This is a genomic window from Halomonas garicola (genome assembly GCF_055382465.1).
The window spans coordinates 1,518,452-1,539,585 of record NZ_AP043931.1 but is presented as its reverse complement, the minus strand read 5'-3'; the positions used below and the strand labels follow the sequence as shown (position 1 = coordinate 1,539,585).

20 protein-coding genes and 2 tRNA genes are annotated in these 21,134 nt (G+C 64.1%); 10 read left to right on the top strand and 12 right to left on the bottom strand.

The window, feature by feature from the left end:
• Positions 1-26 precede the first annotated feature (26 nt).
• From tusD to ACZ46Y_RS07525, 5 genes are all read right to left on the bottom strand, one after another.
• Entirely contained in the window at positions 27-419 is a 393-nt protein-coding gene (tusD, locus tag ACZ46Y_RS07545) for a sulfurtransferase complex subunit TusD (protein ID WP_311952744.1), read from the bottom strand.
• Positions 420-509: 90 nt separating this feature from the next.
• The gene (locus ACZ46Y_RS07540; protein WP_311952741.1) at positions 510-1,190 is read right to left on the bottom strand and encodes a Bax inhibitor-1/YccA family protein; all 681 of its coding nucleotides are present in this window, start codon (positions 1,188-1,190) and stop codon (positions 510-512) included.
• Positions 1,191-1,452: 262 nt separating this feature from the next.
• A tRNA-Ser gene (locus ACZ46Y_RS07535) sits at positions 1,453-1,543 on the bottom strand.
• Between the two features lie 147 nt (positions 1,544-1,690).
• Positions 1,691-1,781 (bottom strand) — tRNA-Ser (locus ACZ46Y_RS07530).
• 46 nt (positions 1,782-1,827) lie between these two features.
• A complete protein-coding gene (locus ACZ46Y_RS07525; protein ID WP_311952738.1) occupies positions 1,828-3,534 on the bottom strand; it encodes a potassium/proton antiporter in 1,707 nt (568 codons plus the stop codon).
• 131 nt (positions 3,535-3,665) lie between these two features.
• Between ACZ46Y_RS07525 and ACZ46Y_RS07520 the strand changes: the two genes are divergently transcribed.
• Positions 3,666-4,793: an ABC transporter substrate-binding protein gene (locus ACZ46Y_RS07520; RefSeq protein ID WP_311952735.1), complete on the top strand. Its 1,128-nt coding sequence runs from the start codon at positions 3,666-3,668 to the stop codon at positions 4,791-4,793.
• A 64-nt stretch (positions 4,794-4,857) separates the two neighbouring features.
• Here the strand turns inward: ACZ46Y_RS07520 and ACZ46Y_RS07515 are convergent, their stop codons facing one another.
• Together ACZ46Y_RS07515 and ACZ46Y_RS07510 are read right to left on the bottom strand one after the other, a co-directional pair.
• Complete coding sequence (locus ACZ46Y_RS07515; protein ID WP_311952732.1) at positions 4,858-5,673, bottom strand: alpha/beta fold hydrolase; 816 nt, start codon at positions 5,671-5,673, stop codon at positions 4,858-4,860.
• A gap of 49 nt (positions 5,674-5,722) precedes the next feature.
• Entirely contained in the window at positions 5,723-6,391 is a 669-nt protein-coding gene (locus ACZ46Y_RS07510) for a 7-cyano-7-deazaguanine/7-aminomethyl-7-deazaguanine transporter (protein ID WP_311952729.1), read from the bottom strand.
• 237 nt (positions 6,392-6,628) lie between these two features.
• On the opposite strand from ACZ46Y_RS07510, the gene ACZ46Y_RS07505 reads away from it, so the two are divergent.
• Positions 6,629-6,946 (top strand): ArsR/SmtB family transcription factor, encoded by a 318-nt coding sequence (locus ACZ46Y_RS07505; protein ID WP_311952725.1) that lies wholly within the window; start codon positions 6,629-6,631, stop codon positions 6,944-6,946.
• Positions 6,947-6,956: 10 nt separating this feature from the next.
• On the opposite strand, the gene sohB is transcribed toward ACZ46Y_RS07505, so the two are convergent.
• Entirely contained in the window at positions 6,957-8,033 is a 1,077-nt protein-coding gene (gene sohB / locus ACZ46Y_RS07500; protein ID WP_311952722.1) for a protease SohB, read from the bottom strand.
• A 137-nt stretch (positions 8,034-8,170) separates the two neighbouring features.
• Here sohB and ACZ46Y_RS07495 point away from each other — a divergent pair, with 137 nt between their 5' ends.
• The gene (locus tag ACZ46Y_RS07495) at positions 8,171-8,485 is read left to right on the top strand and encodes an SCP2 sterol-binding domain-containing protein (RefSeq protein ID WP_311952720.1); all 315 of its coding nucleotides are present in this window, start codon (positions 8,171-8,173) and stop codon (positions 8,483-8,485) included.
• Positions 8,486-8,509: 24 nt separating this feature from the next.
• On the opposite strand, the gene nudC is transcribed toward ACZ46Y_RS07495, so the two are convergent.
• Genes nudC through ACZ46Y_RS07475 form a run of 4 tightly spaced genes read right to left on the bottom strand, consistent with a single transcriptional unit; the run spans position 8,510 to position 11,387 of the window.
• Positions 8,510-9,298, bottom strand: a complete 789-nt coding sequence (gene nudC, locus ACZ46Y_RS07490; RefSeq protein WP_311952717.1) for an NAD(+) diphosphatase — start codon at positions 9,296-9,298, stop codon at positions 8,510-8,512.
• Complete coding sequence (gene dnaQ / locus ACZ46Y_RS07485) at positions 9,285-10,031, bottom strand: DNA polymerase III subunit epsilon (protein ID WP_311952714.1); 747 nt, start codon at positions 10,029-10,031, stop codon at positions 9,285-9,287. The genes nudC and dnaQ overlap by 14 nt, the downstream gene beginning before the upstream one ends.
• Before the next feature lie 49 nt (positions 10,032-10,080).
• Positions 10,081-10,539: a ribonuclease HI gene (gene rnhA / locus ACZ46Y_RS07480; protein ID WP_311952711.1), complete on the bottom strand. Its 459-nt coding sequence runs from the start codon at positions 10,537-10,539 to the stop codon at positions 10,081-10,083.
• Positions 10,536-11,387, bottom strand: coding sequence for a methyltransferase domain-containing protein (locus ACZ46Y_RS07475; RefSeq protein WP_311952708.1), 852 nt, complete (start codon positions 11,385-11,387; stop codon positions 10,536-10,538). Before ACZ46Y_RS07475 ends, rnhA begins: the two co-directional genes overlap by 4 nt.
• Positions 11,388-11,451: 64 nt before the next feature.
• Between ACZ46Y_RS07475 and gloB the strand changes: the two genes are divergently transcribed.
• From gloB to ycaO, 7 genes are all read left to right on the top strand, one after another.
• The gene (gene gloB / locus ACZ46Y_RS07470) at positions 11,452-12,219 is read left to right on the top strand and encodes a hydroxyacylglutathione hydrolase (RefSeq protein WP_311952705.1); all 768 of its coding nucleotides are present in this window, start codon (positions 11,452-11,454) and stop codon (positions 12,217-12,219) included.
• 58 nt (positions 12,220-12,277) lie between these two features.
• Entirely contained in the window at positions 12,278-13,486 is a 1,209-nt protein-coding gene (locus ACZ46Y_RS07465) for a transglycosylase SLT domain-containing protein (RefSeq protein ID WP_311952700.1), read from the top strand.
• A gap of 67 nt (positions 13,487-13,553) precedes the next feature.
• A complete protein-coding gene (locus ACZ46Y_RS07460; protein ID WP_311952698.1) occupies positions 13,554-15,422 on the top strand; it encodes an extracellular solute-binding protein in 1,869 nt (622 codons plus the stop codon).
• A gap of 171 nt (positions 15,423-15,593) precedes the next feature.
• Positions 15,594-16,667, top strand: coding sequence for a microcin C ABC transporter permease YejB (locus tag ACZ46Y_RS07455; RefSeq protein WP_311952695.1), 1,074 nt, complete (start codon positions 15,594-15,596; stop codon positions 16,665-16,667).
• 3 nt (positions 16,668-16,670) lie between these two features.
• Positions 16,671-17,705, top strand: a complete 1,035-nt coding sequence (locus ACZ46Y_RS07450; RefSeq protein WP_311952693.1) for an ABC transporter permease — start codon at positions 16,671-16,673, stop codon at positions 17,703-17,705.
• Entirely contained in the window at positions 17,702-19,309 is a 1,608-nt protein-coding gene (locus ACZ46Y_RS07445; protein WP_311952691.1) for an ABC transporter ATP-binding protein, read from the top strand. The genes ACZ46Y_RS07450 and ACZ46Y_RS07445 overlap by 4 nt, the downstream gene beginning before the upstream one ends.
• 99 nt (positions 19,310-19,408) lie before the next feature.
• Positions 19,409-21,133 (top strand): 30S ribosomal protein S12 methylthiotransferase accessory factor YcaO, encoded by a 1,725-nt coding sequence (ycaO, locus tag ACZ46Y_RS07440; RefSeq protein ID WP_311952689.1) that lies wholly within the window; start codon positions 19,409-19,411, stop codon positions 21,131-21,133.
• Position 21,134 lies beyond the last annotated feature (1 nt).

The window sequence follows — 21,134 nt, the reverse complement described above, 5'->3', positions numbered from 1 at the left end:
GGATAGGTAACAAGCTGACAGAAGTCTCAGGCGGCAAAGGTGATGACCCGGTCGCAGCGCTGCTGGATATCAAGCAGCTGCCCAAGCCCGGTCAGCGCAAAGGGCGAGGCGACGCTGTATTCACCGTGGCCGTGCCGCGCGGCCTCCTCGGCGTTAATCAGGCCGCGGCGCAGCGCCGCGGCGATACAGACGTCGAGCTTTACGCCATGCTCTCGATTCAGCTCGCACCAGAGCCTGTGCAAATTCGCCTCGTCCTGGGGCGGCGTCATCAGAAAAGAGGCGTTGTGCACCCCGTCCCGGTAAAAGAACACGCTGTCCAGCGTGTGCTCCCCGTCCAGCAGCGCACGGGCGAAGCGTAGCGCCGAATGCGGCGCCTGACTGCTATAGGGCGCGCCCATGACCAACAGCGCGTATTTCATGCGTCACCTCCATCGTCCTAAAACAACGCAGGCCCTGGCATCAGAAAAGCTGACGCACAAGGCCCGGCTGGCTTGGGTATAGCAGAGTGCTTAATCGCTGCTCATGATGCCCAGCAGGGAAAGCAGGCTGATAAAGAGATTGTAGATGGACACGTACAGCGTAATGGTCGCGAGAATATAGTTGGTCTCGCCGGCGCGGTGCACCATTTCGCTGGTCTGGTAGAGGATCGCCGCCGAGGAAAACAGCACGAAGCCCGCCGATACCATCAGCGACAGCGCCTGAATCTGGAAAACCAGCCCCGCCACCATGGCAAGGATCAGCACGATGGCACCGGCCATCAGGAAGTTGCTTAAAAAGCTGAAGTCCTTCTTGGTCACTAGCGCCACTGCCGACAGACCAAAGAAGGTCAGCCCGGTCATGGCAAGCGCCGTCATGATCAGCTCGGCGCCGTTGGGCAGGGTCAGGTAGGCCGAGAGAATAGGACCGAGGGTAAAGCCCATGAAACCGGTAAAAGCAAAGGTCGCCAAAAGCCCGGTGGCGGAGTTGGCCGTCTTGTGGACGAGAAACATCAGCCCGTAGGCGCCGATGAAAAACACCAGGATATTGATCCGCTCGATACCCATGGCCATTGCGGCACCTGCGGTTGCCGCAGAAAACAGCAGCGTCATGGCCAGAAGCGCGTAGGTATTACGCAGCACCTTGCTGGCACCAAGATCGCTTACGCCCTGTGTCGACTGCGATCTGGAAAGGCGTGATTCGTTGTAAGCCATGTAAACATGCTCCGTTGGTCGTTTACTCAACAATCGACAAGCATGCCGCCCACAGGTTCCATACGCAAGCCTGAAAAGCCTCTGTCGCTACATGCGCATTCAACGCGGGCAGGTTTTTGCGCTCTGCCTATCCGCAACCGTCTTCCCAGAACGTCTCGAAACGCCACCGCCGTCGGCACCGGGACACACCGCCCCACGGCCAGGCCAAGGACCGTATAAAACAAAAAAAGCGCCCGCAGGCGCTTGATTTGCAATGAGTTTTTGGCGGAGGGACAGGGATTCGAACCCTGGGTAGGCTACAAACCTACGCCGGTTTTCAAGACCGGTGCAATCAACCGCTCTGCCATCCCTCCGACGTGGGGCGCATCTTACCAGCCTGCCGTTGGAAGTCAATGCTTTTCGTCGAGCCCAGGGTCCGCCCCCGGGGATAACGTCGCCTTCCATTTTGCTGATCGTCCAGCGAAAAAAAGCGCCCGCAGGCGCTTGATTTACAATGTTTTTGGCGGAGGGACAGGGATTCGAACCCTGGGTAGGCTACTCACCTACGCCGGTTTTCGAGACCGGTGCAATCAACCACTCTGCCATCCCTCCAACACGGGGGCGAATTTTACCGGTTTTCCGCTGGAAATCAATGCGTTTAGTAAAGCCGGAGGCCCACCCGAGTGATGAGGTTGCCGTTCATTTCGCTGACCACCCACTGGATGCCGTGCCAGTCCACGTCGTCGCCTACCACCGGGTGCCCGCCGACCCGCAGCGCCATGAAATCGGCCAGCGTCATGTCGGGAGTACCTGACCCCAGAGTGAGGCCGTACGCTTCGGCAATGTCCTTCATTCGCGCGCTGGCATCCAGGGTAAAGGCCCCAAAGAAGGCCCGCTCCTGCTTGAAGCGCGCGTCGCCGTTGAACAAGCGGTTAAGCGCCACGATGTCCTCTTCCCGCCCGATCACGCAGAGGACGTCGCCGATCTTCAACCGTGTATTGCCCTTCGGGTGGAGCATGGCATGTTGACGAAACAGCGCGGAAATCAACGCACCGGAGGGAAACCGCAGCAGGCGGATGGGAACGTCGTCGAGATCAAGGTTTTCCACTTCATACACAAACATCTCGAAGTCGTTTTCCGGCAGAATGCCCAAGGGTCCCCGGCGATTGGGCGTGGCGCCGTCGGGCACCTCGAGCTTGAGCCAGCGCGCCACCCAGGCAAGCGAGCCGCCCTGGACCAGCAGCGACATGAGCACCACGGCAAAGGCCACGTTGAAGTACAGCGAGGCATTTTCCACCCCGCCAATCAGCGGAAAAATGGCCAGCACAATGGGCACCGCCCCGCGCAGCCCGACCCAGGCAATAAACAATACCTCCCGGGTGCGAAACTTGAAAAACGGCTTGATGATGGCAAACACGGCAATGGGGCGGGCGACAAAGATCAGCGCCAGCGCCACCAGGGAGGCGGGCAGTGCTACGTCCCACAGCTGGCTTGGCGTCACCAGCAGCCCCAGCACCAGAAACAGGCCAATCTGGCTTAGCCAGGCCAGACCGTCATGCACCGGGAGGATAGAGCTGAGATGGCGCCCGGGCTGATTGCCAATCATCAGCCCGGCCAGATAGATGGCGAGAAAACCGCTGCCCCCGAGCACGCTGGTCAACCCGAAGACGCTGAAACCCAGCGCCAGCGCCAGCATGGAATAAAGCCCCGGGGCCAGGTCCATGAAGCGCAGCAGCTTGGCGCTGAGCCAGCCCCCACCGATCCCCACGGCAAGCCCGATGCCGAACTGAGTAACGAAAAAAAGCGCCGTTTCACCGACGCCGCCGATGTCCCCGCGCAGCACTTCGATGAGCATCAGCGTCAGAAAGATCGCCATCGGGTCGTTGGTACCCGACTCGATCTCAAGCGTAGCGCCCACCCGCTCGTTGAGGTTGACGCCGTGCCCCCTGAGCATGGAAAACACCGCAGCGGCATCGGTCGAGCCGACGATGGCGCCCACCAGCAGCCCCTGGATCAGCGTCAGGTCAAAAATCAGCATGGCAATCGCGCCGACAATGGCGCTGGTCACCAGCACGCCGAAGGTCGCCAGCAGCAGCGCCGGCTTGAAGGCCACGCGGAAGGTTTTCAACCGCGTGCGCAAACCGCCGTCGAGCAGGATCATGGCCAGCGCCAGATGACCGATGATGAAGGCCATGGAATAGTTGTCGAACTCGATCCCAAGGATGCCTTCTTCGCCGGCCAGCATGCCGAGGCCAAGGAAGATCAACAAAAGCGGCAGGCCGAAAAGCGATGACAGGCGGCTGGCCAGAATACTCAGCGTCATCAGGCCGCCGCCCAGTAAAAAGAAGGTATATATTGCGTCCATGTCTCCCCGTCTCGACCGCGTGATCCGGGCCATTATGCCATGCCGGGCACGGCTTTACCGTGACAATCTATGCCCCAAGCGCATCACACGACGCTAGCCAGGCCGTTTATCATGCGGATACACTTCGCTTCATGACATCGACAACATCTTCCCGGTTACGTTGCCTCCCCGGCACAGGATCCTGCCTGCTGGCGCTGCTGTGGCTGGTCAGCGTCGGCCTCTGGGCGCAGGACGGCTCCGCGGATGACGACGCCCTGACGCTGGACGGCGACGTAACGTTGCCCGACAACCTCTGGCCGCCGGCCAACATCGTGATCCCTGCCCCCAGCATCGCCGTGGCGACGCCCGAGCCGCTTCCGCCGCCGCCGATGGAATCGCTGACCATCATGCTCGACTGGTTTTTAAGCCCCCAGCACGCGCCGCTGCTGGCAGCCAAGGCGCGGGAGCTTTATCAGGCGCAGGGGCTTGACGTCACGCTCAAGCCGCCGGCCGACCCCTCCCTGCCCGCCAAGCTGCTGGCCGCCGGCGAAGTCGACGCGGCCCTGGCCCGTCAGCCGCTCCTGCATCTGCGCGATCACGACGATGACCGTCTGATACGTATTGCTACGCTGATGGCAACGCCGCTCAACGCGGTCATCGTCACCGGCAACTCCCAGCCGGATGACATCGACGCGCTGGCCACTCTGCCCTACGGCTATGCCACCCGGGAAGGCGCCGAGCTTATCGTGCCGCTGCTGGTTCCCGGCAGCGTGCGCCAGACCGATGGCTACAGCGCCCCGCTCAACGTGCACTACGGCAGCGAGCGCCACCTTCAGGAAAGCAACATTCAGGTCATGGCCGACGGTTTTTACCACTCGCTGCCCGCACAGCTGGCAACCGACGGCATCAATGCCAGCGTCATTCCCTATACCGAGCTGGGGCTGCCGGTCCACGACGGGCTGATTCTAATGGTTAACGCCAAGACGCTGAAAGAGCGCAAAGACACCTGGCAACGCCTGACCATCGCTCTGGAAAACGCCGCCCGCTGGATTGCCGACGACCCCGCACGCGCCTGGAAAACGCTGATTGAGGCCTACCCGGTGCTGGATAATAGCGTCAACAAAGCCGCCTGGCCTTCGATTGTGCGGCGCATGGCGCTGCGCCCGGCGGCGGTGGATACAAGACGCTACCGACGTATGGAAACGTTTTTGCAGGAGCGCGGCATCACCGACATGCGCCTGCCCACCCGCGCGTTAGCCGTGGACCCCCATACGCTATAGACCGCTGCGTGCCGGCCGTGCGGGCTAAGGACATTGCGGCCTTGAGATCGGCACCGCGACTGACTCACTCACCGTGCGGATGCGCAGCCAGAAACGTCGCCACCGCCTGCTGAAAGGCCTCGGGCTGATCGGCGTGCAGCCAGTGACCGGCTTTTTTGAGCGTGACGACGCGTGCTCTGGGCAGCACCTCGCGAAGCGTTGGCAGCATGTCGTCCTGCACGTAGTCCGACTCCGCCCCACGCAGCACCATGGCCGGGCCGTCGAAGGGGCTCTCCCCGGCCGGCGGCGCGATGATATCGGGATAGCCCGCGATAATACGGTCCAGGTCTATCCGCAGCGTCATCTCGCCGTCGCCGCGCTGAAGGTTGGTGGCCAGAAAAAGCCGGATGGGGCGCGAATCGATATACCGCGCCAGCAGCGCATCGGCCTTCCGGCGATCCGTCGGATGCCCCTGCTCAAGCTCGCGCATGGCGGCAAAAATGTCGTCGTGGCCGTGGTCGTAGGCGACCGGGGCGATATCTGCCACGATCAGGGAGGCCACCCGCTGGGGCCGCCGACGTGCCAGAGTCATGGCAACCTTGCCGCCCATGGAGTGGCCCAGCACGTGCACCCGCTCAAGGCCGAGCCTGTCCAGCACCGCCAGCACGTCGTCGCTCATCGCCGCATAGTCCATGCCGTCGGCATGGGGCGAGCGGCCGTGGTTGCGCAAGTCCACCGCGATCACCCGGCGCGCGCCCCGCCAGTCGCGGATATGCGAGCGCCAGTTATCGGCGCTGCCCAGCAGGCCATGAACAATGACCAGCGGCAGCTCGCCGCTGTCATCCGCCCCGCTATCAATGCAGTAAAGCTCAACGGGGGAAGGCTCGGCCGCAGACGGCATAGTGGCTCCTTGTGATGATGGTCAGGCTGCGCTTTATACCAAAGCGGATTCAGGCGGTGCTGGGAGTGGCATCGGCGGTCTCCGTCCAGGCCACCATTTTACGCGTCAGCCAGGCCAGCAGCACGCCGTAAAGCGGCAGGAACAGCACCATGCTGATTCCCAGCTTGATGACGTAGTCCACCAGGGCGATCTCCAGCCAGTTGGCCGCCATGAAAGCATCGGGGCTTTGATAAAAAGCGGTGAAGAAAAACGTCAGGGTATCGGCAAAGTTGCCCACTACCGTGGAGAACACCGGGGCCACCCACCACACCATCCGACGCAGGCGGTTGAAGACATGGACGTCGAGGGTTTGCCCCACCACATAAGCCATAAAGCTTGCCAGCGCGATACGCGCAACGAAGGTATCCCACTCGGTAAGGGCGGCCAGGCCGGCATACTCCCCCCGGGGAAATACCACCGAGACCACGTAGGACACGATCAGCGCCGGGAGCATCACTCGCCGCACAATGGTTCTGGCAGGCTCTTTACCAAACAGCCGCACGGTGAGGTCCGTTGCTAGAAAGATGAACGGAAAGCTGAACGCGCCCCAGGTGGTATTCAGGCCGAACAGCGTAAACGGCAGCTGCACCAGATAGTTGCTGGCGGCAATGATCGAAATGTGGAAGGTCACCAAAAGAAACAGGCAACGGCGGTGCTGAAGATCAGGCAGGACAAACATCGGCTGGCAGGCATCCTTTTTACTGAGTGAAAACGAAGGGGTGAGGGAACCCTCCTGCCCGTACGGGCGGCGGCCGTCATTATACCCAACGGCCAGAGGAAGAAAAGCCGGGCGCGCCGGCCGTTGAAGAAACGCTGCCGTACCGTTGAATCACCATTGGGAAAATTAAGCTAATGTACGGAAACGTAAATCAAGATCTTTTCACGGACGCCAGGAGCGATATGCCAGGAGCCAATCATGCCTAGCTTTCCCCGCGCCGCTATGCACCTGCTGGATGATAACGGTGACGCCATCGAGACCAGCGCACGGATACTCAAGGCCATGGCCAACGCCAAGCGACTGCACATTCTGTGCCTGCTCGCCGAAGGCGAACTGTCGGTTACCCAGCTCAACCAGCAGCTGGCGCTGAGCCAGTCCGCGCTATCCCAGCACCTGGCCATTCTTCGCCAGCAGTCGCTGGTGACCACGCGGCGGGAATCCCAGACGATCCACTACTCCCTGGCAAGCGATGCCGTCAAGGCCGTTATCCAGGCGCTGGCCGACCCCAGCGGCTAGCCGCCGGCCCTCAATGCCGGTGCCAGCGCGTCGCGCTCAGGGCGCCCAGCCCCCTGACGACGGCGCTTTCGGCCCCTCGGGCAAGCGCAATGCCCAGCCGATCGCTCAGTCGCCGGGGCGCTTCCAGCCAGACGCTGATCACCCGGGCGTCGGCCATGCGCTCGACCAGGTAGGCTTCGCTGGTTTGCACGCTATCCACCAGCTCGCGCTTGAGCGCCTCGCTGCCGTACCAGATCTCGCCGGTAGCGAGCGCTTCGATGTCGACTGCGGGGCGGTGGCCGGCCACATAGTCCTTGAACAGGCGGTGGGTGTTCTCCAGGTCCTCGATAAACTTGGCGCGCCCTTCTTCGGTGTTTTCGCCCAGCATCGTCAGGGTGCGCTTGTGTTTCCCCGCGGTGAGCAGCTCGACGTCCACGTCGTGCCGCTTGAGCAGACGGTGCACGTTGGGCACCTGGGCGACCACGCCGATAGAGCCGATCACGGCAAAGGGCGCAGCCTTGATATGCCCGGCGCTGCACGCCATCAGATAGCCGCCGCTGGCCGCCACTTTATCGATGCACACCGTGGTGGTAAGCCCTGCCGCCGTCAGCCGCTCGAGCTCTGCCGCGGCCAGGCCGTAGGCGTGCACAAGCCCGCCGCCGGACTCTAACCGCACGACAACGTCATCCTCTTTTCCCGCTACGCGGATCACCGCCGACACTTCCTCGGCAAAGTGCTCGGTGGCCGACGCCTGAAGATCGCCGTGAAAATCAAGCACCCAGACTCGAGGCCCGGCGCCCTCCCCGGTCTTGCCTTCGGGCGCCGCCGAGCCGGGCAGATCATCCGCCTTGGCCGCCGCTTTTTTCCTGCGCCCGGGGCGAAGCGCGCGCAGCAGCCGACTACGCCGCTTTCTAGGGGCCCGTCCGGCCTGGTCAAGGTGGCGATGACGCTTGTCACGCTGCTCGTTGAGCACCTCGGTATGCAACGTCAGCTCGTCGTCGCCGTCGCTTTTCCCCCGTCTGAACAGCAGCGCCGCCAGCGTACCCAGGCCAATGACGATAATCGCCTGGATAAGAAAGGTGACGATATTGATGATCCACTCGCCCACTGAGTCTCTCCTCGTTGTGACGCATTTTGTTGCTAGTCGATTTTTTGCTAATAAACCGGGCGACCGCGCTTTAGCGCACGCGCGACCATTGGTGTTAGGCTATTTGACGAACATTCGCCAACCGTAGAGTATCGCCGATGGCCTCCCCCACGCCGCTCGAGAAACTGCACGCCCGCTTTGACCCCGAGGCTGCCCGGGACATGCACGAAATTTTCCAGTTTCACTTCACGGACCTGGGCGACTATCACCTCTGCGTGGACGACGGGGCACTGGCCGTGGAAGACGGCGAGCACGACGACCCGTCAGTGAGCCTGAGCCTGTCAAGCGATACCCTGAGGCGCCTGATGCGCGGCGAGATCAGCGGCATGACCGCGCTCATGAGCGGCCAGCTCAAGGCCACGGGCAACGTCATGCTGGCCACCCGTCTAAGCGCGCTGTTTCCCGGCGACTGACTCCCGGGAACTGGACGACACGCCCTACTCCCGCCACCGGGTCAGGTGCGCCTCGATCAGCTCCCGGGCGATGGAGTAAGGCGCCGGCAGGCCCGGCAGCCGGCGCGGGGTAAACCAGGCCGCGTCGCTGATTTCGTTTTCGTCGATGCGGATACGCCGGGTGGTGGCCTCGGCAAAAAAGCCCATCATCAGCGAATGCGGAAACGGCCACGCCTGGCTGCGGTAATAGCGCAGCTGATCGATATGTACGCCGACCTCTTCATACACCTCGCGGTGGACCGCCTCTTCGGCGGACTCGCCGGGCTCGATGAAGCCGGCCAGGGTCGAATACTGCCCCGGCCGAAAACGCGGGCTGCGCCCCAACAGCATGTTCTCCCCGGACGTCACCAGGGTAATGATGCACGGCGAGATGCGCGGATAGTTACGGTGGCCGCAGCTGTCGCAGTGCATGGCAAACTCGGCGGAAAGCCGGGTAGCTCTCGCCCCGCAGCGGCCGCAAAAGCGGTGATTCTGCAGCCAGGCACCCACCTGCAGCGCCGTGGACAGCAGGCTGAACCAGCGGTTGGACACCAGCGCCAGCCATTCCCGGCCGCTCGGCCAGCTGTCCCTGGGCCCTGAGGCGAAGGCCAGCGCCACCGGCTCATCCTCCCAGTAGCACAGCGGCTGCATGGTCTCATCCCAGCGCTGCCAGGGCTGCAGCGGGATTTCCGCGCTTTCTCCGCCGCCGTCTCCCGGCGCCGGCGCCACCCGGTTATTCGCCATCACGATCACTCGGCCGGCGCCGGCGCCGTCCGGTATCTCACGTCTGAGCATTATCGCCCCCGGCATTGTCCCAGCGCAGCCCGTGGGCGGCGCATTTGGCGCGGTGGGCGTCTTCTTCTTCCGCGCTGGGGGCAATCACGCGCAGCTGCCCCGGCGTCAGCGACAGCCGGCGTATGGCAAGGCCGCCCTGGGCGTTGGCCGCGTGGCTGTCGGCGGCGGCAGCCGGTTCGGCATCCAGCGTCAGCGCCGTCTGCCCGCCAGTCATCGCCAGATACACGTCGGCGAGTATCTCTGAGTCAAGCAGCGCGCCGTGGAGCACGCGGTGGGCGTTGGCGATATCGTAGCGCTTGCACAGCGCATCGAGGGTGTTGCGCTGCCCCGGATGCATCTTGCGCGCCATGGTCAGCGTATCGAGAATCCCGCAGTGCTCGGCTACCGGCCCCAGAATCGGCGTCTGGCGCTGCTCGTTCAGCGCGCGCGTCTCGTGGTCGATAAAGCCGACGTCAAAGGGCGCGTTGTGGATGACCAGCTCGGCGCCCTCGATGAACGCCCAGAACGCGTCGGCAATCTCGGCAAATACCGGCTCGTTGGCGACTTTTTCGTTGTCGATGCCGTGTATCGCCACGACCTCGGCGTCAATGTGGCACTCGGGATTGATGTACTGGTGGTAAGTACGGCCGGTCAAACGCCGGTTGACCATTTCCACCGCGCCGATTTCTACCAGCCGGTGCCCCTGTTTGGGGTCGATGCCGGTGGTTTCGGTATCCAGGACGACCTGGCGCATATTACCTCTCCTGCAAATCAACTAGCCTGCGAACCCACTAGCCTGCCGTTCAAGTGTTCTCGTCGATGGCCTGGTTGGCCAGGGCATCGGCACGCTCGTTGCCGGGATGGCCGCTATGCCCTTTAACCCAGTGCCACTGCACCCGGTGGCGCTGAGTTTCGGCGTGCAGCGTCTGCCACAGCTCGGCGTTTTTCACCGGCTTTTTGGCCGCGGTTTGCCAGCCGCGCTTCAGCCAGTTATGGATCCACTGGGTGATGCCCTGCCGAACGTACTGGGAGTCGGTCCACAGCGACACCTCGCAGGCCGTGTTGAGGGTGCGCAGCGCGCTAATCGCGGCCATCAGCTCCATGCGATTATTGGTGGTATGGGCTTCAAAGCCGTAGCGCGTGGTCTCATGGTCACCGCTTTGCAGCACAAAGCCCCAGCCGCCCACGCCGGGGTTGCCCCGGCAGGCGCCGTCAGTATACACCGTCACGCGCGGCAGCCGCGCGTTATCCTGTTCGCTCAACGCTTGTATTCCTCGTGCTGTGGGTGGTTCTTGACGCCGGCGTCTGGCGCCCGGGCGTCGTCGGACCGGCCGGCACGCGGGGAGCGCTGCCCCGATGCCGCCTGGCCCCGGGTGACGCCCATCGGCCCCGCCGCTGCGGGCGGCTGCAGGCCAAAGCGAAGGCGCTGAACGGGGGCCTGGCGGCGCCGACGACGGGCGCGGATCATATAGCTGGTACCCAGCGGCACGTTATACCGCCGCCCCAGCGTTTCCCGGCGCTCGTGGCAAACGCCCCCTCTACCCGGGCCAAAACCGCAATAGTCTACGCCTTCGATTTCAAAATCGACAAATGCCAGCCAGTCGCGCAGCCTGCGAGGTGTATACCAACTCCCGTTGCCCGGGTAGTGCCGGCGCTTTTTGCCCAGCCGATAGGCAAGCGTTGCCAGGCCCAGCGGCTGAAAGCCGAAAATCACCAGCAGGCCGCTGTCCCGGGTCACCCGGGCCGCTTCCACCAGGGCCTGGTGGGCATCGGGGCAGTGTTCGAGGAAGTGATGCAGCAGGGTAAGATCCAGGCACTCATCGGGCAGCGCCAGCGCCCGGGGCGGGCAGATCAGCGTGGCATCGCTTTCGGCTTCGGCACGAGCCGGCGCCCACTGCATTGCATGCGCCGGGCCCGCAGCGGGCATTCGCGACAGCAGCGAAGCACCCAGGGAAAGCTCCAGCCCATGCCGGTCGCGGCGCGGTTCGAGCACCGGCCCCAGGCAGGCGGCTTGCGCCGTCGCCAGCGCCCGGCCTCGTCCGGAGGCCCAGTAGCGCCGGCTCAGAGCCAGCCGCTCACGCCACTCGGCCTGTGCCTGCGAAGTTGACATAAACAGCGCTCCCCTCCAAAGTATCGGCGTTTTTCATGTCCCATGACAGGAAGGATCTCGCCCCATGCTGAGCGTGACACCGATACCCGCCTTTAGCGACAATTATATTTGGCTCCTGCGACAAGATGCGAGCCAGAAGGTTTGCGTGGTGGATCCCGGTGACGCCGCTCCGGTGATAGACGTGCTGGAGCGCGAAGCGCTGGAGCTGGAAACGGTGCTGATCACCCATCACCACCACGATCATACCGGCGGGCTCGAGGAGCTGATCAAGCGCTACTCGCCCAGGGTGATCGGTCCGGACAACCCAACCATTGCCGGCATTACCCAAACAGTCGGCGAAGGCGATGAAGTCCGCGTCATGGGGCGCCTTTTCGAGGTCATGGCCACCCCCGGCCACACCCTGGATCATATCAGCTTTTTCACGCCGGGCATTCCGTCGCTTTTGTTCTGCGGCGACACGCTCTTCTGCGCCGGCAGCGGGCGACTGTTTGAAGGGACGCCGGAGCAGCTTTATCAATCGCTTCAGCGGTTTGCCGCGCTGCCCGAAGAAACCCTGGTGTTTGCCGCCCACGAGTATACCCAAGCCAACCTGACCTTTGCCCGTAAGGCCGACCCCGACAACGACGAGGTTGCCTCTGCGCTGGAGGATTGCCGCCGAGCGCGCGAGGCCGAACGGCCGACGCTTCCCAGCACGATCGGCCGCGAATTGAACATTAACCCCTATTTGCGTGTCCATACCGCCAGCGTGCGCAAGGCCGCGGCTGCCCAGGGCGCCGACGATAGCGACCTTGCCACCTTTACCACGCTTCGCGAATGGAAAAACCGCTTCTAGCTTCTGCCGGTTTGTCGGCAGGTGGCAAAGCGGCTGTTTAACGGACTTTTTACACGCTATGACCTACCACACTTTGCGCCAACGCTTCATGCTGAGCGCCGGCAGTACCCTTATCGTCAGTTTACTGATCGCTGCCACCGTCGAAAACGCTTCGGCCATGCCCCGGCATCCCGAAGGCAACGCCGCCCCGCCGCTGCTGTCTACCGACACGCCGTCTACCGCGACCCCCGCGGCCGCTGATCCGGCTCCGCTCGATCTCTTCTGGGAAGCGCTGGATGCCCGGCCGCAAAACGCCTGGACGCGCCTTCGCGACAGCTTCGCCTGGGATATTGATGCGCTGCCGCCCAAGGCCCGGGCGCGCGTGGACAAGTGGATTGCCCGTTATCGCCAGAGCCCGGAAAACATCGCCAGCATCACCCGCGAAGCCAAGCCCTGGCTTGCCTGGATCACCCAGCAGGTAGAAGAGCGTGGCCTGCCGGGGGAAATCGCCCTGCTGCCTTTTGTCGAAAGCTCGTTTAACCCCGCCGCGCGCAGCTATCGGGGCGCCGCCGGGCTCTGGCAGTTCATGCCCCGCACCGGTGACGCCCTGGGGCTTTTGCGCAACGGCCGCTACGACGGCCGGCTGGACGTGACCGCCTCAACCCAGGCTGCCCTTGGCTATATCGAATCCCAGGCCCAGCGCTGGTACGGCGGCGATATCGCCCTTTCCCTGGCGGCCTATAACGCCGGGGCAGGCACGGTCAACAAGGCGCGGCGTCGGGCGCAGCGCCAGGGCCGAGGCAACGACTACTGGTCGCTGAGCCTTCCCGGCGAGACCATGCAGTACCTGCCCAAGCTCTACGCCATCGCCGAGATCATCGGCCACCCCAACCGCTACGGCGTCAACCTGCCGGATATCAACGCGGCGCCGGCCTTTGCCAAGGTGGAGCTTGACCGCTCGATGACGCTTGCCAACCTGTCGCGCCGCCTGGGCGTCAGCGCTTCGCAGCTGGCAAGACTAAACCCCGGCGCGCTGCGGGGCTCCATCAATCCCGACCACGGCGCCACGCTGCTGGTCCCAAGCGACGCTGACCGCCAGACGCTGGCCGCCATCAGCGACGCCAACCCTGCCTCCGGGCAAGCCACCCACCGGGTTGAAAGCGGCGATAGCCTCACAACCATTGCCATGCGTTATGATGTCAGCCCTAATGAGCTCATCCGCTGGAACGCCATCGAGCGCTCCAGCACGCTGCGCCCGGGCCAGCTCTTGACGCTTTCGGAGGGCTAGGCGCAACTGACCGGCGGCGTGACGCCTGTGGTAAAGGCGTCACGTCTTGCAGGGGAGGCAGGCCGCCATGCACCAAAGAACGCCATCACTTCGCCGCCGGCTTGCCTCTATGGGCCTGTGCCTGACGCTGTGCCTTTCGGCGACGTCTGCGCTGTCGGCACCCGACACGACGGCAGACAGCGTCGCCACGGTTGCCGCCATGTCACTTTACGGCACGCCCGAGCTCGACGAAGGCTTCACTCACTTCCCCCACGTCAATCCCGACGCCCCCAGGGGCGGCACCATGGTGCGCACCGCCGTGGGAAGCAGCTTCGACTCCACCAACCCCTTTATCGTCCGCGGCACCCCGGCAAGCAACGTCAGTCTGATTTACGACACTCTGATGGAAACCAACCCCGGGGAGCCGTTCAGCCTTTACGGCCTGGTGGCCAGCGGCGCAAGAATTGCCCCCGACCGCTCCTGGATCGAGTTTGACCTGCGCCGGGAGGCGCGCTTTCAGGACGGCGAGCCGCTCACCGCCGACGACGTGGTGTTCAGCCTGAATATCCTGCGCGAAGAGGGTAACCCTTTTTACCGCAGCTACTACGCAGGCGTCGATGAGGCCGTCGCGCAGTCTCCCCATCGGGTGCGCTTTACTCTCAGCGACACCGACTCCCGGGAGCTGCCGCTAATCGTTGCCCAGATGCCCATCCTGCCTCGGCACTACTGGGCCGAGCGCGACTTCACCAAGCCCACCCTTGCCGCCCATCCGGGCTCCGGCCCCTACCGCATTGCCGAGGTCGACCCGGGCCGCCGCATCGTCTACGCCCGGGACCCGGACTACTGGGCAAAAGACCTTCCGGTCAACGTCGGCCGGCACAACATCGGCCGGCTGGTGTTTGACTACTATCGCGACCGGGATATCGCCTGGGAAGCGTTCAAGGCCGGGCTCACCGACTACCGCACCGACGCCCGGGCGGCCACCTGGGCCATTGGCTACGACTTTTCCGCCTATGAGGAAGGGCTGGTCAAGCGCTTAACCGTACCCGACGTCAACCCGTCGCGCATGCAGGCGTTCGTGTTCAACCTGCGCAAGGATAAATTTGCCGACCCCAAAGTGCGCGAGGCGCTGAGCCTGACCTTTGACTTCCCCTGGCTCAACACCAATATTTTTTACGATACCTATCGGCGCACCCAAAGCTTTTTCCAGAACTCACCCATGCAGGCCGAAGGGCTGCCCTCAGACGACGAGCTCGCCCTGCTCGAGCCGTTTCGCGAGGCGCTGGTCGAGTCCCACGGCTCGGCTAACCTGTTTGACCAGCCGCTGCCCGTGGAGCAGCCCGACGCGCTTCGCGCCCGGCTGAAAAAGGCGCTGGGGCTATTGCGTGAGGCCGGCTATACGGTGGAAAACGGCACGCTTACCGATGAAGATGGCAAAGCGCTGCGCCTGGAAGTCTTGCTCTACGACTCGGGCCTTGAGCGAGTGGTGCAGCCGATGCTTCGCAACATGGCGCGTCTTGGCGTGCAGACCTCGATCCGCATCGTGGATATCAGCCAGTACCTGAACCGGCTGCGAAGCTTTGACTTTGACATGGTGATCAGCCAGTTTCCCCAGTCCAACAACCCCGGCAACGAGCAGCGCGATTTCTGGACCAGCGCCGTGGCCAATCGCCCTCAGAGCCGCAACGTCATGGGACTTCAAAGCGAGGCGGTGGATGCGCTGGTGGAAGAACTGATTACCGCCGACAGCCGCGAAGAGCTGAATACCGTGACCCACGCGCTGGACCGGGTGCTACGCTGGGGCTTTTACGTGATCCCCCACTATCATTCCGGTGAAACCCGCATCGCCGTGTGGGACAAGTTCGGCTACCCCGAGCCGTTTCCCGAGTACGGCATGGATCTGGACGCCTGGTGGATCGACCCCGAGCGCGCGGCCAAGCTGGAACAGCGGCGCTAACGTCGTCCCACCGAGCGCAAACCGGAGCCGGAGACAGGTCCGCGAGAGGGTTCTACGCCAGGGATGGCGTAGGTAGCGTCCAGGGAAGGATTTACAGCGCCCTCTCGCGCGTCCTGTCTGCGGCGGCGCTAACGCTAATTGCTGGAAAGGACGGTCTAAAAGGAGCTGCCCGTGGCCCGCTATACCCTGCGCCGACTGCTGCTGATGATTCCCACCCTGGTGGGTATTTTGCTGCTGAACTTCGTGATCGTTCAGGCTGCCCCCGGCGGCCCTATCGACCAGATGCTGGCGCGCTTTGAAGGCGGCGATGCCATGGCCAGCACCCGGCTGGATACCGGCGGCGCAGATATCCAGGTAAGCGACGAGTCTCGGGGCGCGCGGGGTATCGACGAGCGCTTCATCCAGCAGCTCGAAGAGCAGTTCGGCTTCGACAAGCCCGCCCACGAGCGCTTTCTAGGCATGCTCGCCGACTACGCCACTTTCGACTTCGGCACCAGCTTCTTCCGAGACCGGCCAGTGATCGATCTCATGATCGAACGGCTGCCGGTGTCGATTTCGCTGGGGTTGTGGAGCACGCTTTTGGTGTATCTGGTGTCGATCCCGCTGGGGATTCGCAAGGCGCTGCGCCACGGATCAACGTTTGACGTCTACTCCTCGGGGTTTGTCATCGTGGGCTACGCCGTGCCCGGCTTTCTGTTCGCCATTTTGCTCATCGTGCTGTTTGCCAGCGGCGCCTACTTCGACTGGTTCCCCCTGCGCGGGCTAACCTCGCCGGACTTTGCCGATCTTAGCGCCTGGGGCAAGGTCAAAGACTACGCCTGGCACATGACGCTGCCGGTACTGGCCGCCTCCATCGGCAGCTTTGCCACCCTCACCATGCTGACCAAAAATAGTTTCCTGGATGAAATTCACAAGCAGTACGTGCTCACCGCCCGGGCCAAGGGCGCTGGCGAGCAGCGCATTCTCTACGGCCACGTGTTTCGCAACGCCATGCTGATCATCATCGCCGGGCTGCCCGCCGCGCTGGTGGGCATCTTCTTCACCGGGGCGCTATTGATCGAGGTGATTTTCTCCCTGGACGGCCTGGGGCTTCTGGGCTTTGAGGCGGTGATGCAGCGCGACTATCCGGTGATTTTCGGCACGCTGTTTTTGTATACCCTGGTGGGTCTGGTGCTCAAGCTGGTCTCGGACCTGACCTATGTGTGGGTGGACCCGCGCATCGACTTTGCCACCCGGGAGGCCTGAGCCATGCGCCTGTCACCCATTACCCGCCGGCGCATCGCCGGGTTCAACGCCAACCGCCGGGCGCGGGTCTCGCTGTGGCTGTTCGTGGCGCTGTTTGTGCTTAGCCTTGGCGCCGAGCTGATCGCCAACGACAAGCCCATCGTCATGCAGTTTGACGGCGAGTGGTACACGCCGCTGCTTCACGACTACCCGGAAACCGAGTTTGGCGGCTTTTTGCCCACCCGGGCGGACTACCTTGACCCTTTCATGCAGGAGCAGATCAGCGAGCACGGCTGGGCGCTGTGGCCGCCGGTGCGCTTTTCCTACCAGACGCTAGATATGCAGATGACCCGGCCCTCGCCCGCACCGCCGAGCGAGCGCCACTGGCTGGGCACCGACGACCAGGGCCGGGACGTTCTCGCCCGGGTGATCTACGGCTTTCGCCTGTCGGTGGTGTTTGCCCTCGTCCTGACCGCGGGCTCGCTGGTGCTCGGGGTGGTGATCGGCGGCGTACAGGGCTACTTTGGCGGCAAGGTGGATTTGATTGGCCAGCGGGTGACCGAGATCTGGTCCGGGCTTCCGGTGCTGTTTTTGCTGATTATTCTGGCAAGCTTCGTCCAGCCCGGCTTCTGGTGGCTTTTAGGGGTCATGCTGCTGTTTTCCTGGCTGGGGCTCGTCGATATCGTCCGCGCCGAGTTTCTCCGCGCACGCAACCTGGAGTACGTCCGCGCGGCCAAGGCCATGGGGCTGCCCTCGCGGCTGATCATGCGGCGCCACGTGCTGCCCAACGCCATGGTGGCGACGCTTACGTTCATTCCGTTTTTATTTACCGGGGCGATCAGCACGCTCACCGCGCTGGACTTTCTCGGCTTCGGCCTGCCGCCTGGCTCGCCGTCGCTTGGGGAGCTCGCCGCCCAGGGTAAAAACAACCTGCACGCGCCCTGGCTTGGCATCACCGCCTTTTTAACGCTGGGGATCATGCTTTCGCTGCTGGTGTTTATCGGCGAGGGACTGCGCGACGCCTTTGATCCGCGCCACGCTCAGGGGGCCCTCACATGACGCCATCCATCGCGCCACCGCTTTTGTCCACCGAGGGGCTATCCATTGCGTTTGACGGCGTACCCGTGGTGGAAGCGCTGTCGCTACACCTGAACGCCGGGGAAACCCTGGCGCTGGTCGGCGAATCCGGCTCGGGCAAGTCGGTGACCGCCCTTGGGCTTTTGAACCTGCTGCCGCCCAACGCCCGGGTGCAGGGCGCGCGCACCCTTGAAGGCACCGACCTTGCCCGGCTGAGCCGGAACCAGTGGAACGCCGTGCGCGGCGGCCGGGTGGGGTTTGTCTTCCAGGAGCCCATGACCTCGCTCAACCCGCTGCATAAGATCGGCAGGCAGATTGCCGAGACCCTGCGGCTGCACCAGGGGCTTACCGGCGCGGCGGCCCGGGCCCGGGTGCGAGAGCTTTTGGAGCGGGTCAAGCTGCCTCGGGCCGGCGAGCTTGTGGACGCCTGGCCGCACCAGCTCTCCGGCGGCCAGCGCCAGCGGGTGATGATCGCCATGGCCATTGCCAACAGCCCCAGGCTGCTGATTGCCGACGAGCCCACTACCGCGCTCGACGTCAGCGTCCAGCAGGAGATTCTTGCGCTTTTGCGCGAGCTGCGCGACGACTACGGCATGGGGCTTTTGTTCATCACTCACGATTTGAACCTGGTGCGCCGCCACGCCGACCGCGTCTGCGTGATGCGCGCCGGCCGCGAACAGGAAACCGGCGCGGTCGACGACGTCTTCAGCGCGCCGGCAACCGACTACACCCGGGCGCTTTTAGCCGCCGAGCCCGACGGCCGCCCGGCCCCGGTGACAGACAACCCGCCGCTGCTCACCGCCCGGCAGCTCGCCGTGAGCTTCCCCCGGCCTCGGCGCGGGCTCTTTCGCCCGGCGCCGCCGGCCTTTGCCGCCGTCAAGCCGCTGGATCTTACCCTGCGGCCGGGGGAAACCTTGGGGATTGTCGGCGAGTCCGGCTCGGGCAAGACCACCCTTGCCTCGGCGATTATGCGGCTGGTGGCAAGCCGGGGCCAGATTACGCTGGGTACCGCGCGGCTGGATACGCTTTCCGGCGGCGCCCTGCGCCGCCGGCGCCACCGCCTGCAGATGGTGTTTCAGGACCCCTACGGGGCGCTGTCGCCGCGGATGCCGGTGTTTGACATCATAAGCGAAGGCCTGCGCTTTCACTTCCCCAAACTCGGCGAGCAGGCCGTACGCGAGCGGGTCTATCAAACGCTTGAAGACGTTGGCCTGCCCCGGAGCGTGGCGGCGCGCTACCCCCACGAGTTTTCCGGCGGCCAGCGCCAGCGCATCGCCGTGGCCCGGGCGATCATCCTCGAGCCCGAGCTTCTGGTGCTGGACGAGCCGACCTCGGCGCTCGACCGCCAGGTACAAAAGCAGCTGATCGAGCTTTTACGCCGGCTCCAGGCCGAGCGCGGGCTGGGCTACGTCTTCATCAGCCACGATCTCGCCGTGGTGCGCGCCATGGCCCACCGGGTGATGGTGCTCAAGGACGGCGAGGTGGTAGAAGAGGGCGAGTGCGAGGCGCTGTTTGACGCGCCCCGCCACCCCTATACCCGCCGGCTGATCGAGGCGGCAAAGCCCGAGCGCGACACGCGCGTATAGCGACATCCCGGGCACAATGATACAGTGCGCGCCCTTGTTTGACGGCCTCGTATAACAGCCTCGCTGCCTGGGCCATTTTTCCACACTCCGGGACGCCCCATGACCGCTACGTTTATCCCCGGCAAGGATGCCGCCCTTGAAACCTCGCTGGATACGCTCAAAGGCCACATCGAGGGCCTCGGCTTTCACATCGTGGAGGCGCGCTGGCTGAACCCGGCGCCCTATATCTGGTCGGTGCACATCCGCGACCGCGACTGCCCCCAGGTGTTCTCCAACGGCAAGGGCGCTACCCGCAAAGCAGCGCTGGCCAGCGCCTACGGCGAGATGCTCGAACGCCTGGCCACGCGCTATCTGTGGGCGGATTTTTACCTGACCCCGGCGCAGAACCACTTCCCCTTCATTCATCAGGCCGAAGAGCAGTGGTTTGCCCCGGAGACGCCGCTCGCCGACGTTCTCGATGACGTTTTTTATCGGCGCTACGGCGACGACCTGACCCTGGCCGAGCTCCGCGACATGAACGGCGGCGATGCCGCCCAGAGCGTCTGCACCCTGCCCTACGTGCGCCAGCGCGACGGCAAGACCGTCAACGTGCCGGTTAACCTGATCGGCAACATGTTCGTCTCCAACGGCATGTCCGCGGGCAACACCCGGGACGAGGGCCAGGTCCAGGGGCTGTCGGAGATCTTCGAGCGCGCGATCAAGGAGCGCATCATCCGCGATGCGATCACGCTGCCCGAGATTCCCGCCGAGGTGCTGGCGCGCTACCCCCGGGTACAGCAGGGCATGGCCGCCCTCGAAGCCAGCGGCTTTCAGCTGCGCGCGCTGGACGCCTCCCTGGGCGGCAAGTACCCGGTGATCAGCGTGGTGCTGCTGAACCCCGACGACGGCGGCCTCTACGCCTGCTTTGGCGCCCACCCGCGCTTTGAAGTGGCGCTGGAGCGCGCGCTCACCGAGCTGGTTCAGGGCCGGGCGCTGGACGAGCTGGGCGGCTTTCCTCCGCCGACGGCGGATATGGACCTGGTCACCGATCCGCACAACCTCGAGCTTCACTTCATCGATGCCAGCGGCTACGTCAGCTGGGCGCTTTTGGGTGAGACGCCGGACGTGGCGTTCAGCGACTGGGACGACTCGCACAGCAACGCCGAGCAGCGGGAGAGCCTGATCGAGCTTTTGCACGACGAAGGCCACGACGTCTACATCGCCGAGCACACCGAGCTTGGCGCCTACGCCAGCCGCATTCTGGTCCCGGGCTTTTCCGACATCTACCTGCCCGACGAGCTGAAGTGGCACAACAACAACCAGGCCGTGCCCCACCGCGCTACCCTCTTTGCCCTGCGCGATGCCGGGCAAAACGCCTGGCAGGCGCTGCTGGACTGCCTGGAGGACGAAAACGTCAACGACCAGATGAGCGTGCTGGAGTGGGCCGGCATTGTGCCCGACCCCAACACCGCCTGGGAGCGGCTGCGGATAGGCGAACTCAAGCTGTGGCTGCTGCTGGCGCTGGGCGAGCCGGACGCGGCGTTTGAGCAGCTGGGTATGGTGCGCGCCTCGGGCAACCTGGTCGCTGAAGACGTGCGCCGCCTTGACGCCCTGGCGAGCGTGCTGGAGCTGACGGTGGCCGATGAGCCCATCGACGACTACGCCCGGGCGCTTTCCTTCTACCACGGTGAGGCCTTTGCCGACGCCAGGGCGCTGGCCGACGGAGTCGCGACGTTCCCCGGGCTTGACGCCATGAATCCGGACGCCCCTACCGTTGGCCACAAGCGCCTGCTGGAAGGCTACGCCAAGGTGCTCAGGGGCCAGCAGCGCGCCGCCCGCGCCTAGT

Excerpts from the sequence above, each read along its gene's own strand:
- ACZ46Y_RS07495 (WP_311952720.1), top strand. The coding sequence starts at position 8,171 with ATGGCCTCCCCCACGCCGCTCGAGAAACTGCACGCCCGCTTTGACCCC.
- tusD (WP_311952744.1), bottom strand. The coding sequence starts at position 419 with ATGAAATACGCGCTGTTGGTCATGGGCGCGCCCTATAGCAGTCAGGCG.
- ACZ46Y_RS07475 (WP_311952708.1), bottom strand. The coding sequence starts at position 11,387 with ATGTCAACTTCGCAGGCACAGGCCGAGTGGCGTGAGCGGCTGGCTCTG.
- ACZ46Y_RS07510 (WP_311952729.1), bottom strand. The coding sequence starts at position 6,391 with ATGTTTGTCCTGCCTGATCTTCAGCACCGCCGTTGCCTGTTTCTTTTG.
- ACZ46Y_RS07465 (WP_311952700.1), top strand. The coding sequence starts at position 12,278 with ATGACCTACCACACTTTGCGCCAACGCTTCATGCTGAGCGCCGGCAGT.
- ycaO (WP_311952689.1), top strand. The coding sequence starts at position 19,409 with ATGACCGCTACGTTTATCCCCGGCAAGGATGCCGCCCTTGAAACCTCG.
- ACZ46Y_RS07525 (WP_311952738.1), bottom strand. The coding sequence starts at position 3,534 with ATGGACGCAATATATACCTTCTTTTTACTGGGCGGCGGCCTGATGACG.
- ACZ46Y_RS07445 (WP_311952691.1), top strand. The coding sequence starts at position 17,702 with ATGACGCCATCCATCGCGCCACCGCTTTTGTCCACCGAGGGGCTATCC.
- ACZ46Y_RS07515 (WP_311952732.1), bottom strand. The coding sequence starts at position 5,673 with ATGCCGTCTGCGGCCGAGCCTTCCCCCGTTGAGCTTTACTGCATTGAT.
- dnaQ (WP_311952714.1), bottom strand. The coding sequence starts at position 10,031 with ATGCGCCAGGTCGTCCTGGATACCGAAACCACCGGCATCGACCCCAAA.
- ACZ46Y_RS07520 (WP_311952735.1), top strand. The coding sequence starts at position 3,666 with ATGACATCGACAACATCTTCCCGGTTACGTTGCCTCCCCGGCACAGGA.
- nudC (WP_311952717.1), bottom strand. The coding sequence starts at position 9,298 with ATGCTCAGACGTGAGATACCGGACGGCGCCGGCGCCGGCCGAGTGATC.
- ACZ46Y_RS07540 (WP_311952741.1), bottom strand. The coding sequence starts at position 1,190 with ATGGCTTACAACGAATCACGCCTTTCCAGATCGCAGTCGACACAGGGC.
- ACZ46Y_RS07450 (WP_311952693.1), top strand. The coding sequence starts at position 16,671 with ATGCGCCTGTCACCCATTACCCGCCGGCGCATCGCCGGGTTCAACGCC.
- ACZ46Y_RS07505 (WP_311952725.1), top strand. The coding sequence starts at position 6,629 with ATGCCTAGCTTTCCCCGCGCCGCTATGCACCTGCTGGATGATAACGGT.
- ACZ46Y_RS07460 (WP_311952698.1), top strand. The coding sequence starts at position 13,554 with ATGCACCAAAGAACGCCATCACTTCGCCGCCGGCTTGCCTCTATGGGC.
- gloB (WP_311952705.1), top strand. The coding sequence starts at position 11,452 with ATGCTGAGCGTGACACCGATACCCGCCTTTAGCGACAATTATATTTGG.